This is a genomic window from Halorientalis salina (genome assembly GCF_005049285.1).
Classification (GTDB): domain Archaea; phylum Halobacteriota; class Halobacteria; order Halobacteriales; family Haloarculaceae; genus Halorientalis; species Halorientalis salina.
The window spans coordinates 41,735-54,968 of record NZ_SOSC01000016.1 but is presented as its reverse complement, the minus strand read 5'-3'; the positions used below and the strand labels follow the sequence as shown (position 1 = coordinate 54,968).

The window sequence follows — 13,234 nt, the reverse complement described above, 5'->3', positions numbered from 1 at the left end:
CTTTCCGTACTCGCTGCGTGACCGTGCCAGCCGAGTCAGGAAGACGGTTGAACCGGTGGAGGGCGTGATTATACACCTGTCGCACGGTATCACGTACCCAGTCCAACTGCTCGCGCTGCGATGTGGTGGGCAAGAGCCGGTATTTGAGCACGTAATCCATGCGCCGTACATGGGTTATCCAGGTGCAGGAAAGTAAAAGTATGCGCCCAGCTTCGCGGGGCGATTCATCTCCTCCCTACTCGCTCACCGCGACTGCGGTTCGCTCCTTGAGGACGGAGGCTTCTCGCCCAATCAGCTAAGACTGTGGTCTCTATTGATTATTGGATTGAGGGGAACTTCGTAGCGTCCAGACCGACCCGAAGACTTTTGCACATTATGCAACTACACTCGTATCATGCAAAGTCAGGCAGCCGTACGACTCGACTTTCCGTTCCCCGAGGAGCGAGTCTTCCGATACCAGGCGATGCAGGATATTCTCCATCATCTTATGAATCACCCGTTCGAGGAATTCACGCAGCGTGAGCTGGCGCGGATTACCGGTGCGGATGTCTCCTCAGTGTCGCGTGCTGTCGACCTTCTCACACAACTTGGAGTGCTCCACGTCACGGCGGGCAAACCAGCCCGCATTCGTATCGATCAGGAGCATATCGAACGGCCGGATCCGGTCTTTGCGATTCCACAGCAGGAGTTCCGCAAGCCAGTTCGAGCATTTCTCGACGAACTCACAACCCAGATTGCCGAGTCCGAGAAGGTAACCGAACTGATCGGCGTTGTCCTCTTCGGGAGCGTCGCCCGGGGCGCAGCCGACAGACGCAGTGACATCGACCTCCTCGTGATTGTCGACGGCGACGCAACCTACGGCCGCCGTCTCGGGTCACAGGTCGGTCAGAGTCTCTCTGAGCAGACGTTTGACGGTGACCGCTATCAGTTCGAGGTTCTCGTTGAGACGCCGGCGTCCGCCGAGTCACATGGGCAGAAATTGACAGAGATATTTGATGGCGGGATCGTCTTGGAACAGTCGGAAACGCTTCAGGTCGTCCGAGACACCGTCTACGAAGCCGAACAGGATGGTGCGTAACAGATGCCGCTCACGCTCGACGACATCGAACCGTTGCTCTCCACTGCGGAGGAGGCGTTCCGGCGCGGTGGGCAGGAGCAGGAAACAGGGGCTAGATGTTTCGGATGCAAGTTTCGTCCACCTCCGGAAGGGATGCCGGTCGCTATTAGGGGCCGACCGCCTGCTCACCGATGGCTACTACACCCTCGTCATCGAGGCGGCATTCACGTCCATCGAGAAGACGCTTCTCTTCTGGTTGATTCAAGAGGGGTATCAGGACCCGTCGAATCCCCCACAATCGCATACAACTGCGATCAACCGGAGTGCCGACGTTGGATTTCTTAGCGACGATGTCGCGTCTCGATTCGTCGATCTCTGGGCGGAGAACCGAGCGCAGACGTACTACCAGACAGGGAAGGCCACTCGTGAACGAGCGACGGCAATGCTGGAACTCGCAACCGAGATTCATTCACAGATCATCACTCTCGCCGGGCTGTCCCACGAATGTGTCTGTGATTAGAGTTCGTTGAAATTGCCGTGGACGATGTATGCAGAGGATCGGGCACGGGTAAGATCCCGGGTCGGGACTGGTTCAGTTGGTCCAGATGTGTGACCCAGTAGTTGATCGATCGTGTTCGTCGACCCTGAACTCCCCATGAAAAAGTGCGCTCTTACTCGTCGTCAGACCCACGAGCCATCTTCGAAGCCGCCGCACGGTCCTTCTGGAGTTGCTCTTTCGACTGGCCAGTCGTTTCGGCCAGTTCCTCGACCGTGGGGATGTTCTCCAACGCCATCGTCTTATTCACACATAGCTACCTCTGTCAATTATACTTTCGTACCGTCAGCTGAGCCTGGCTTCGTCTGCTAGTTTCCTCACCCCGTGCGACCCGCCCGCACAGTCCGCCAGGCCCGCCCGTGGGCCATCTGGCGAATGGCGACGCTTCGAAGCGCGACGCTTGGTGATTACGTTGGTATCGGAACTCGCCGCACGTTACCCGACAGCGGACAGTTATCAACGGGAGACTGAGAGCGTGCTGTGTCGCCGGGATCCCTCCCAAGGATTATTATCCAATACACGAATTATGTATTGTATGTCGAAAACCGCTGGTGATCCCGAGCGGGCGATCAATGGACTCCTCTCGGTTGCCCACCTGCTCGAAGAGCCCCGACTGGCACGTCTCTATACGTTCGTGCTTCGAGCCGGCGACGTCACCATCGACGATCTCGTCGACGAGTTAGAGTTGCCCCGGACGACCGCGTATTCGGACACGGCAACACTCGTTGACCTTGGTGTCCTCACCCGGGACGACACGCAGAAAACGCACACGTATTCGGCAGTCCCGATCACGCTGACGGCAGATCTCGACGGCGACGAGTACACGGTCACGCCTACGCTCATCGATGCGTTCGGACGCTCCCCGCGGGATCAAGACCTAGATCTCCTGATCGACAGGCATGGCCTCGGAAAACTCGCCGCCGCGCTCACGTACGCGATACCGTACACTGACGGAGCAATGTCTGAACGAGTCGCAGCGAGGGAACTCGACCTCCAGCCTGCATTCGCCATTGCAGTGTTGCAAGCCCTGCGAGCAGTCGTCCACGACATGCGAGATATCGATCCGTACTTCGAGGAGATCAGGAGTGCCCGGGGCCAGCCGCCAGCGGAGGACTAACGGGCGGACAGATGAGTGAGTCGCTCGACCCGTCTCACGAGACCGTCGTGTGGGTCGCAGATACAGGATTGTTCATCGCTTGTGGTCGTCAGCAGAACAACAAATACACCGCACTGAAGCAGTTCGCGCAGCGAAACGACACCACGTTCGTCATCCCACAGCGGGTCTACGACGAACTCGGCGGTGCGCCCGATCGGAGCACACCGGGGCAGATGCCAATCAACAGCGCAATCACCGATGGGTGGGTGACAGTCGCTGATGAACCGGACTATACGAACAGTACGGTCTCGAAGGTCATGGACACCGTTCGTGGATACATCGCTCGCTCGTCGAATCGAGACGAAGACGACATCGAGAAGGCTGATACCGCGCTCGCGGCCGTCGCAGCGACCCATCTCGATAACGGGGATGCCAGGTACGTCTGCATCGTGACGACGGACGTTGATGCTGGAGAGGGTGTCGTCGCCGCCCTGGCGGCACACGGATTTGTGGACCGTATCCAGTTCAAAAATGGATTCGAGTTAATTAAGGAGATTACGTGACCGATATGGGGTATTACGAACTCTAGCTGACGCGGGCTCCACGCCCGAGTGCGTGGCGGTAGCGAAGGCTCGTGAATCCGATGCCTCGGTTACTCTTCCGCATCGATGAGTGTGCGCCGACCCTCGGGACAGACGTATGCATCACGAATCAAGAGACCAATCCGGAGTCCTAGAACAACACTCCGTGAGAGCGCTGCCCTCACAGTCCGCCAGGCCCGCCCGTGGGCCATCTGGACCATGGCTATGACTAGAACCACTGAGAGACGCTGGGCGATCCCGTGAGTCTCTCGGAACCTCGCGATCCGCGCGCCTTCACACAACCTGACAACTCGCGCACGCGTCGGAGTCACGCGCACGGACCGCGAGCACTCAGGCGCGCGGACTGCGCGCCGGGGTCCTCCCGCGCCGGCCAGGCGGCGCGGGTCCCACCCGGTGCTCGGTCGCGCGGTACGGGCCAGCCGCGCGACTCGCGTCGTGAGGAGTAATCTGTGAGCTCGTAGGTGCCCCGGTTCCTGCGCGCCGTGGGTGCTCGGATACGCGCCCCCGCTCGCCGATGGCGAGCCTGCGCGGGGGCTGCCGGGACGCGGCAGAGCCGGTCCGGGCTGCCGGGCGCGACTGCCCCACATGGGATTCCATCCGACGCGTTGCTGCGGGGGCGCTCGCGGCTGTCACGATGTCCGTTGCTCACTGCGTTCGCGGCGGACATCGACCGCGATGCGCCCGCCTCGCGGCGCGCAGATTCCATCCCATGTGACTTCGTCGTGCCGGGCGCTCAGGGCCGCCCGCTCAACCCGCGAGCGGGTCGGCCTGACGGAACACCTACGTGCTCACGGCAGTCGCGCCGGCTTGGGCTTGTTTTCGCCCCGAACCCGGGTCGCGATTTCCGGTGCTCACTCTGCTCACGGTTCGCTTTGCTCGCGGGTCGAGTTGCTCCCCGCTCGCATTTCGAGACGCTCCCTGCCTCGCGGCAAGCCGCTCGGCTTCCGAGGCCTCCCTCTGTTCGGCCTCGCACCGGTCGCGTCTCGCCCCGCTCACCGTTCGCTTTCGAGGCCTCCCTTGCCGGTCGGCCTCGCACCGTTCGCAGTGGAAATCGACCGCGTTCGCGCCGACACGGGCGCGTCGCCGGCGCTCCCTTGGTCTTCGACCAGATCATAGACGGGGATGGCCCGTCCGGGGCAGGTCGCGACGCCGGCGGTTGGTCGGTTGCGACGTGCAGTCGGCCGCCGGGCGGGGCGTGGGGCGACAGCCGTGGCTCGCGAGGACTGGAAGCGAGGCGCGGTGAGCGCCCCAGGTGTGAAAGCAATGTCTCGTTCTACCTTCTCGGAAAAAACGGTTTCGGACGAACAGATCTCTAACCAGCAGCCAGCCAAGCCGGTTACGGTCAAGCGTGATCCGACACACCGGTCGGCGTGCCCGGACTGTGATGCGCTCCTCGTGTCGGACGAGGAGGTGTCGTTCTGCCAGGAGTGTGGCCTGATCGTCGCCCAGGAGTACCTCGAACGCGAGCCGACGCTCGCGGAAACCGGCGCGAAAGCCGGCACGGAGTTCCAGGCCGAACCGACGAACCCGCTTCGCGAGGGCAAGTCCATCGGTTCGACGTTCTGGCACTCGGACATCGACAGCTGTGCCCCCTCGACGACGCGCGCCAAACAGCTCAACCGGATGCTGACCAAACACCGGCGCTTCGCCTACAACGGCAATCGCCACCGGTCGAAGCGCCTCGACGACGTTTGCTACGACATCCAGTTGCTCAGGAGTGCACTCAGTCTGCCCGAGGTCGTCGCGATCGAAGCCGCCCGGTGGATGCGCCAGGCCAAGGACGAACGCCTCCCTGGCGGCCACATGGCCTGGGAGTCGCTCGCGGCGGGAGCGGTCCTGCTTGCGATCCGCGATGCTGGGTTCTCTCACGACCCCGAGACGGTCGCCAAGTTCGCCAAAACGAATCACGAACGCCTCTGTGCGGCCGCGAGAAAGCTCCGCGTCGAATTGGGGCTGGACGTGCCGCCCGTCCGGCAGGACGTCGTCACGACCGTCCTCGACGGGCTCGACGCCGGCGACGGCGGGACGGCCGTCCGGACGTGGCGGCTGGCCCGGCACCTGCTCGCGATCGCCGACGACGAGCAGATTGGCTCCGGGACGCCCCGGCTCACAATGGCAGCGGTCGCGGTCTACACGGCCGATCGCCTGACCGACGGCAAGCAGTGGACGCGCCAGGCCGTCGTCGACGCGGCCAACCCGGTAGTCGAGCTGTCGGTGAGTAAGCTCGACCAGTACAATCCCCGGCTGTACGACGCCTACGTGGACCAGCACGGAAGCGACGATCCGAACGCCGTGCTCCAGCCCAACGCGACGATCACCCTCGAATAGACGTCCTGCACCCCTTTTTTGCGCAGGTGTTGAGCACGTCGAGGGTGGGGGATACACTCCAGTTGGTGTGATCGAGTCTGCGTCACACCGTGGCGATGTGCTCGCGAACAGGGGTGGCACGGCTAGCTGTGGCTCCGCTTGGTGTGATCTCCTCGCTCACTGACGCTGTGTCGTAGAGTAGACACTTCTCCGGTGGAAGCGGGTCGATAGTGGTGGGCCCCAGGCCACGCTGGACGACTCGAAAATCGGCGCGAGCGAATGACCGCAAAGTTATGATTTTCAGCTGAGAGACGCGGTTTCAGGGCCAGTTTTCGTGGGGCAAGATAAAGAGGTGCTGCACAGCGTGAAAAATCGGGCGCAGTCCGGCGATTCGATGTGCAGCACGCTACAGATTGTGTAGCAGATCACGCTGCAGACGGCTGCAGTCCTGCGATTATCGAATTTCTATAATGGTCTATAGTAAATATTAGATGACGAATGGATTGATTCGCGCTGTCGGGTGTCGATCGGCTTCGCCCGGGCAACGCCAGTACCCACGCACAACGGAGTGAGTTATTGTAAGCAAACTAGATGATTGGCATGGCTCGTTTGCGAGCGATGTCTGCTGGTGATGGGTGTACAGGAACAGTCTAGATACACGGTGATGAGTCCGGTGTAGCTGTGCCGTGGACCGTCGGTGTGGATTGCTCAGTCAACCTGCCTACTGATCTCTAAGAATCCTAACAACCTTCGTATGTTTTCTGAAAGCCGTGCAAGATGTAGCGCGCGTATGCAGCACGTCGCACATCGAGAATCAGGGATGTCTGATCCGGTCAGTACATCTGCCGCGAGTAACAGCGCTTCTTTTTCATTCGGGCGTCAACCGACCGGACAGCAGATAAAACACGATGCCAAGCGGTAGTCCGACGACGAACGCCATGATCGTCAATGCTCCGCCACCGAGGGCTGCCCCAGCCGCTCCCGCATCACTGGAGGTCTGCGAAGAGGCGAAAGTGAACGTGTAAATGATCATGACCAGTGGTGAAAGGAGCATCTCGATTGCCAGCCAGTAAAACGCGCCTCCGAACATTGCTTTCGTTGTCGGTTGTTTATACAGCAGGTAGCCGAAAACGCCAATCCCGATTAAAAAAGCCACGCCGACTGGCCCACCGGCGTTCGCCAGCGAAATCAGCATGTAAGCACCAAACGCCGGCAACAGCCCGATCAATCCCGCCTTTCCGGCATGGCCCCAGTTGATGCCGTCCTCTGTCGGGGGGGCTGTGACTGATTCCTCAGTATCAGTTTCGACTGAACCGCTTTGGTCCAGTTCCTCACCACAGTCAGGGCAAAACGATGCATTACCTGCATCGGTCCCGCATTCTGAGCAGTACACAGCTGGCCTAATACATCGGATCAGTTTAAAATTCGGGGGAATATCAGGTCATGTTTCGCACAGTTTGTTTAATTGAGTCTGGCGTGCTGACTTCACCCTCTAAGTCTTGCACGTTAATTCTGACAATATTCTAGTAAATTAGAATTCGCATCGGTATCTGAACGCTCTGGATTGATCACTCATCGAACTGCAGGAGAGGGTTTTCTATGGCTCGTTCAGTAGTTTGCTCACTGGTTTTTCCGATCAGATCTCCCGGTCGCGGTCGATGTCGACGTCATCGCTGTCATCGGGAGCACGAGATTGGACTCGTCACTATCAGTGATGATGCGAATAAGGTCGAACGGGACTCCCCACGAGCTTGGAGAAACATGGCCGACCCCCTGTCGAGATACATCGATGGAGGAGCGTGATGATCACGTGGACTGTCACCACTGCTGTAGCACCGACGGCTGTACGCCTTCCACGCCGGTTCATGTCCCGGATTGCAGACACATTTTGCAGGCATGTTCTCGGGCGGAGTGGGGCACCCAGTGGAGCGCAGATCGGCTCGAAAATCGCCGTGCACGATGGTATGCAACCTGATGATTTTCGGTGAATCAGATCTGATTCGGGTGCCGATAGTGGAGGGCAAGATAAAGCGGTGCACTAGATTGATGAAAATCGGGTTGCCTCTTGCGGTTCGGAGTGCCCTAGATCCGAAAATGTGCCCTAGATACCTATCTAGATGGCTATTGTCTTGCGATTTTCCGAGTAAACATGCCCATTTTTGATTATTGTTATATTGATTACTATTGTTGGCATGCCAGCGGGCCATTGGCCCAATTGGAACAGTCCAGTTCCGTTGTCTCGACTACAACTCGATGTTATACCATATTGTATTTGATATTGGCTACGTCGGCATGAGGAAGAGCACATTCGGTTGGTACTAGTGATGGAAGTGGGTGCGTAGATTCGCAACTGGACCCAGTCAGCGATCCTCTTCGACTGGGGTCAGTGAGAGCCAAGTCGCGAGCAGTCGCGTGATATCCAGTCGTGAGAACTGCCGATTTCAGGGGTCCTTCTCGTCCTCGTAGATTCGACTCAACACCGACGAGATTCCATTTAACTCCCCGACGATTAGGAGAGTCCTGTACGCCTAACTGTATAGAAAGCATAGGATTCAGAGAATGAGTTCGCCGCAACAGCTTGATGAACTTCTCGGTGAGGGTAGCGAGATCAACATCGTGTGCCACAATAACCCCGATCCGGATTGTCTGGCAAGCGCGCTCGCATTGGGTCGGATCGCGGCTGCGGCTGGCATCGATAACCGGCACATACTCTACAGCGGCGATATTTCCCACCAGCAAAACCGGGCGTTCGTCAATCTACTCGATATTGACCTCCAACCGTTCGATGTCGAAGCTATCCAGAACCGTCAACCGGACTCGTTACTCGCATTCGTCGACCACTCAATCCCGGGCGAGAACAACCGGGTTCCCTCGGACACGAACGTAGATATCGTGATCGACCATCACCCTGCCAAGGATGTTGACGCCCGGTTCGTCGATCATCGCGAGGAGGTGGGGGCAGCTGCGACGATTCTGACGGAGTACGTGCGGGCCTTCGATATCGAACTCGATACGGATCTTGCGACGGCACTCCTGTTTGCCATCCGTTCGGATACCCTCGATTTCCTCCGCGGAGCGACCCCCGAAGAATATGATGCAGCAGGGCATCTCCATGAGTACGCGGACCAGGAGATGCTCCGGCAGCTATCGACGCCCTCAATTACCGGGGGAACCCTCGACGCGATCTCATCTGCTATCGACAATCGAAAGGCGATCGATGCGGTACTCATCTCTCATCTCGGCCGCACGAGCGAACGGGATGCACTCCCCCAAGCCGTTGACTATCTCGTGAGACTCGAAGGCGTTCAAACCGCAATCGTGTTTGGAATCGTCGACGATGCTATTCATGTTAGCGCTCGGTCGCCAGATCCACGAGTACACGTTGGGAACGTACTGAATGATGCGTTCGAAGATGTCGGGAGTGGTGGCGGTCATCACGATGTCGCTGGCGGTGAAATCCCGCTCGGCATCGTTGCTGACTACACGTCCGACGACGCGCAGTTGCTCGACATGCTCGAACAGATCATTACTGCACGCCTCGTTGCGGAACTCAACCTGTCTGAAGACGATGACTGAAATCGCTCCGGCAATATCCTGTGCGTATGCAGTCTGGCCATTGGCATTGAGAAAATCGGCTACTCAATCGGAATCTAGAATGATTCGAACGTCATCGCGATCGATCCCGAGTTCCACCGCGTCGTCAGTCTGTGTCCAGGCCGACGTCTTCACGAGTATCGACTGCCCCTGCCAGTCGCAGTGGAGGCGATACGCGTCGCCGAGGAACTCGACGTTGTCGACGGTCACCGTGAGCGTCGCATCCCCGTCTCCGAGTTCGATGGCTTCTGGCCTGACCGTGAGCGTCACGGATTCCCCGGCCGACACCTCGGAGCCAGCTGGAAGCAGGAACGGCTGGCCGTCGATCGTGGCGCGGGGAGGGGCAGTATCGGTCACAGTGCCCTCGAAGAGGTTGTTGTCGCCGATGAACGTCGCGACGAACCGCGAGGCAGGCTCCCGGTAGATGGCCTCGGGCGTTCCAACCTGTTCGAGTCGACCGTCGGACATGACGGCGACGCGATCGGAAATCGCAAGCGCCTCTGCCTGGTCGTGTGTGACGTAGACAGTCGTTATCCCGAGTTCCTGCTGGATGTCCCGGACGGTGACGCGAAGACGTTCTCGGAGTTGCGCGTCGAGCGCGGACAGGGGTTCGTCCAGCAGGAGGACCTCTGGGCCGGGAGCCAGAGCGCGAGCGAGTGCGACCCGTTGCTGTTGTCCGCCCGAGAGTTCCGTCGGATCGCGGTCGCCCATCCCCTCCATATCAACCAGATCGAGGAGTTCGTCGATACGGGCCGCCGGTGACTGGTCGCCTGGCGAGTCCCGAAACCGCAGCCCGTAGCCCACGTTTTCCCGGACCGTCATGTTCGGGAACAGCGCGTAGTTCTGGAAGACGATCCCGATGTCCCGCTCTTCGGGCGGGACCCCTTCAACCGAGCGACCGCCAATACGGATAGTACCCTCAGTCGGCGGTTCGAACCCCGCAATGGCCCGCAGAGTCGTCGTCTTGCCACAGCCCGAGGGGCCGACGAGCGTGAAGAACTCGCCCTCAGCAACCGAGAGGGAAATATCGTCCAGCGCCGTGACGCCGTCGAACGCGACGGAGATGCCATCGAGTTCGACACCCGACTCATCGGAAGGGGTACGGTCGACGGCATCAGCCGTGTCAGTCACAGGTCCCACCGCCCGCCCATGCGGTCGATAACGACGAAACTGGCGGCCGTGATCGCGAGCAGGACGGTAGCCATCGCGGTCGCGGGGCCGAGACTCGGCCCGAGTGATCGGTTCCCGATGTATCGTTCCAGGGCCACCGGCATCGTGTAACTGTCGACGTTGCTCGCGAGCAACACCGTCGAGTCGAACTCGCCGACGCTGATGGCGAAGGCGAAGGCGGCTCCGGCCGTCACTGCGGCCCCGATCAGCGGCAGTTCCACGTCGAGCATGACCCGGGTACGGGTCGCACCCAGCGACCGGGCCGCATCGACGAGTCGGTCGTCGAGACTCCCCAGCGCTGGCGCGACGTTTCGGGTAACGAACGGGTACGCCGCGATCGCATGTGCGAGGACGATCGCCACCGGGCCGAGGACCGTGAATCGGTGGCCGAACAGGACCGTTCCGAAGACGAGTGTCTGGAGGAGTCCGATTCCCAGGACGACACCGCTGACTGCGAGTGGTGCGGTCAGGACTGCCTCCGCGAGTCGACTGCCCGGGAGGTCTCGCGTCGCGACGACGGCGACGACGATTCCCATCGGCATCGCGAGCAGGAGCGTCCCGACGCCGAAGACCAGTGAGTTGATGATCGCGGGAAGGGGCCTGGTCGTTCCCGACGCTGTCGCTGTCTGCCGGGACAGGAGGAACTCGTAATACGCCGTCGTGAAAGCCCCGTTCGGCCCGGTGACGCTCTCGACGACCAGACTCAACAGTGGTCCGACGAACACGGCGAGCGCGACGACGCCGTAGGTCAGGAGCCCGATCCGGCGCAAATCAGTGAGCGTGTTCCAACCCACCAGGAATGGGCGTCTCGCCAGCGGTGTGCCCCCGCTACTGGCAGACGATTGTCGGTCCTCGTAGCGGAGATAGACGTACAGCAGCAGCAGCGATAGGACCGTCTCGATGGTCGCCAGCGTCGCCGCCTCAGCCAGCGCGAGACTCTGGACGCGGGCGAAGATCCACACCTCGACCGTCGCCAATCGGAGGCCTCCCAGCGCGAGCACGATGGGGAACGACATGAACGTGAAGATGAACGTGAGCAGCGCCGCGGTCAGCAGTGACGGTAAGAGCTCTGGGAGGACTACGTCACGGAACGCTCGCATCCGAGAGGCACCCATCGCACGAGCAGTCTCGACGCGACGAACGTCGACGGACTCCCAGGCGGCGGCCACGAGTCGCGTCACGAGCGGCGCGTTGTAGAAGGCGTGCGCGAGGACGATGATTTCGAGCGTATACAGTATCTCGATCGACCCCAGTCCAAGCAGTCCGAGCACGTCGTTCAGGAACCCCTGGCTGCCGAACATGGCGACGAACCCCACGGCGACCATGATCGAGGGCAGGACGAAGGGAAGGATGGTCAGCGACCGCAGTGTCTCCCGGCCCGTAAACTCGTAGCGAGCCAGCAAATACGCGCCCGGGAGCCCCAGCGCGACGCTAGCGACGGTCGATAACAGCGCCTGGTAGGCCGTGAATCCGAACAGCCCGAGTTCGACTGCCGGCATACCGGCCTGCAGCCACGTCGCGATTCCGCCCGGAACAGCAAGAGGGTCTGTAAAGAGATAGTGCGCCACGCCGGTGTAGAACGGGTCGGTGAGCACGTCCAGCAGCGGTGCCAGCGTTGGACCGCCGTCGCTCCAAACTGCCTGACTGAACACGCTCCAGACCGGATAGTAGAACACGACGGCAAGCACCGCGACCGTCAGGACGAATCCGAGGGGAATCGCCAGCCGTTCCGCCCACCGCCGTTCGTTCATCAGTTGCTCGCGACGAGTTGCGCCCAGTCGTCGATCCACGTCCCAACGTTACCGACCAGTTCGTCGTACGTGAACGTCACGGGGTTCGGCGGTTCGAGCGCGTACTCGTCGAACTCCTCGCTCGGCGTGACGCCCTCAATGGCCGGGAACTGGACGTTTCGGACCGCGATTTCGGCCTGTGCACGCTCCGAGAGGACGAACTCCATGAACTGCCGCGCCAGTTCCGACTGGTCGGTGTCTGCGAACACGCCCATTGCCTCCGGGTTCGCGTAGCCCTGATCGTTGAGGAAGCCGACCTGATGTCTGGACATATCCACGTCGGGACCGTGATAGAACACCTGATCGGTCGAGTAGGAGACGACCATCGGCGCTTCCTCGTTCGTATAGGCCTGATAGGCCGGTTCCCAGTCGGAGATGACCTGAACGCCGTTGTCCAGCAGTCCCTCCCAGTAATCGAGATAACTGTCGGGCCCCTGCTCGTGGATCGACCACAACAGGAACGCGCGTCCGGGATCCGATTGCTGGGCGTTCTGCGTGATGAGCGCGTCCTCGTATTCGGGTTCCAGCAACGCGTCGAACGAGCCGGGATTCTCGACCTCGTCCTCGTCGTACACCAGCGAGATGTACCCGGTGTCGTAGGGGAGCACGCGACCGTCGGGGTCGATACGGAGGCTCTCCTTGACCCCCTCGCTCCCTTCGATAGTTCCCTCGAAGGAACGGAACAGGTCCTCGTCGAGTTGTTCGTCGGCTCGGACGAGTTCGCCGGTGTTCAGTCCGACATACATGTCGGCACCGATAGGCGCACCCTGTTGTTTCCGCTGGATGAACTGGTTGAAGCCGTTTTCGGGCGTGGTGAACTCCACAGTTGCGTCCGAGTGTTCCTCCTCGAACGCCGACTTCAGCCACGCACCAGCCGTGTCTTCGCCAGTGAACGACGAATACGTCGCGATCGTGAGCGTGTCATCGCCAGTCGGTGCGGTGTTACACCCCGCCAGGAACGTCGCCGCGCCGACGCCAGCCCCGGCTTGTTGCAGGAATCGTCGTCGTCTCATTACCGGGTTGTTACACCGAGTTAATAAACGCCTTCCGAAATTATACGGT

At 60.4% G+C, this 13,234-nt stretch carries 12 protein-coding genes; 6 read left to right on the top strand and 6 right to left on the bottom strand.

All coding sequences use genetic code 11. The features are described 5' to 3' along the window. The coding region (locus E2481_RS17825) for a helix-turn-helix domain-containing protein (protein WP_169302491.1) at positions 1 to 160 on the bottom strand (160 nt) is incomplete at its 3' end. A 234-nt stretch (positions 161 to 394) separates the two neighbouring features. Here E2481_RS17825 and E2481_RS17820 point away from each other — a divergent pair. Then, positions 395 to 1,078, top strand: coding sequence for a nucleotidyltransferase domain-containing protein (locus tag E2481_RS17820; RefSeq protein ID WP_136718515.1), 684 nt, complete (start codon positions 395 to 397; stop codon positions 1,076 to 1,078). Between the two features lie 67 nt (positions 1,079 to 1,145). Beyond that, positions 1,146 to 1,577, top strand: coding sequence for a hypothetical protein (locus tag E2481_RS17815; RefSeq protein ID WP_250137878.1), 432 nt, complete (start codon positions 1,146 to 1,148; stop codon positions 1,575 to 1,577). Positions 1,578 to 1,728: 151 nt separating this feature from the next. On the opposite strand, the gene E2481_RS19075 is transcribed toward E2481_RS17815, so the two are convergent. Next, complete coding sequence (locus E2481_RS19075) at positions 1,729 to 1,851, bottom strand: hypothetical protein (RefSeq protein ID WP_256867917.1); 123 nt, start codon at positions 1,849 to 1,851, stop codon at positions 1,729 to 1,731. A gap of 297 nt (positions 1,852 to 2,148) precedes the next feature. On the opposite strand from E2481_RS19075, the gene E2481_RS17810 reads away from it, so the two are divergent. The 3 genes from E2481_RS17810 to E2481_RS17800 all read left to right on the top strand — a co-directional run bounded on the left by E2481_RS17810 (position 2,149) and on the right by E2481_RS17800 (position 5,639). After that, positions 2,149 to 2,730 (top strand): DUF7437 domain-containing protein, encoded by a 582-nt coding sequence (locus tag E2481_RS17810; protein ID WP_136718514.1) that lies wholly within the window; start codon positions 2,149 to 2,151, stop codon positions 2,728 to 2,730. A gap of 11 nt (positions 2,731 to 2,741) precedes the next feature. Then, positions 2,742 to 3,272 carry a hypothetical protein gene (locus E2481_RS17805; RefSeq protein ID WP_136718513.1) on the top strand — a complete coding sequence of 177 codons (531 nt, stop codon included), beginning with the start codon at positions 2,742 to 2,744 and terminating at the stop codon, positions 3,270 to 3,272. 1,302 nt (positions 3,273 to 4,574) lie between these two features. Next, entirely contained in the window at positions 4,575 to 5,639 is a 1,065-nt protein-coding gene (locus E2481_RS17800) for a transcription initiation factor IIB family protein (protein ID WP_136718512.1), read from the top strand. A gap of 847 nt (positions 5,640 to 6,486) precedes the next feature. Here E2481_RS17800 and E2481_RS17795 read toward each other — a convergent pair. Then, a complete protein-coding gene (locus E2481_RS17795; RefSeq protein ID WP_136718511.1) occupies positions 6,487 to 7,011 on the bottom strand; it encodes a zinc ribbon domain-containing protein in 525 nt (174 codons plus the stop codon). Between the two features lie 1,166 nt (positions 7,012 to 8,177). Between E2481_RS17795 and E2481_RS17790 the strand changes: the two genes are divergently transcribed. Then, positions 8,178 to 9,194 (top strand): DHH family phosphoesterase, encoded by a 1,017-nt coding sequence (locus E2481_RS17790; protein WP_136718510.1) that lies wholly within the window; start codon positions 8,178 to 8,180, stop codon positions 9,192 to 9,194. A gap of 63 nt (positions 9,195 to 9,257) precedes the next feature. On the opposite strand, the gene E2481_RS17785 is transcribed toward E2481_RS17790, so the two are convergent. From E2481_RS17785 to E2481_RS17775, 3 genes are read right to left on the bottom strand one after another with little or no spacing between them, the layout of a single operon-like run. Further along, the gene (locus E2481_RS17785; protein ID WP_136718509.1) at positions 9,258 to 10,352 is read right to left on the bottom strand and encodes an ABC transporter ATP-binding protein; all 1,095 of its coding nucleotides are present in this window, start codon (positions 10,350 to 10,352) and stop codon (positions 9,258 to 9,260) included. Then, positions 10,340 to 12,133, bottom strand: coding sequence for an ABC transporter permease (locus tag E2481_RS17780; protein WP_136718508.1), 1,794 nt, complete (start codon positions 12,131 to 12,133; stop codon positions 10,340 to 10,342). Before E2481_RS17780 ends, E2481_RS17785 begins: the two co-directional genes overlap by 13 nt. Continuing rightward, positions 12,133 to 13,185 (bottom strand): thiamine ABC transporter substrate-binding protein, encoded by a 1,053-nt coding sequence (locus E2481_RS17775; RefSeq protein ID WP_136718507.1) that lies wholly within the window; start codon positions 13,183 to 13,185, stop codon positions 12,133 to 12,135. The genes E2481_RS17780 and E2481_RS17775 overlap by 1 nt, the downstream gene beginning before the upstream one ends. Between the last annotated feature and the right edge of the window lie 49 nt (positions 13,186 to 13,234).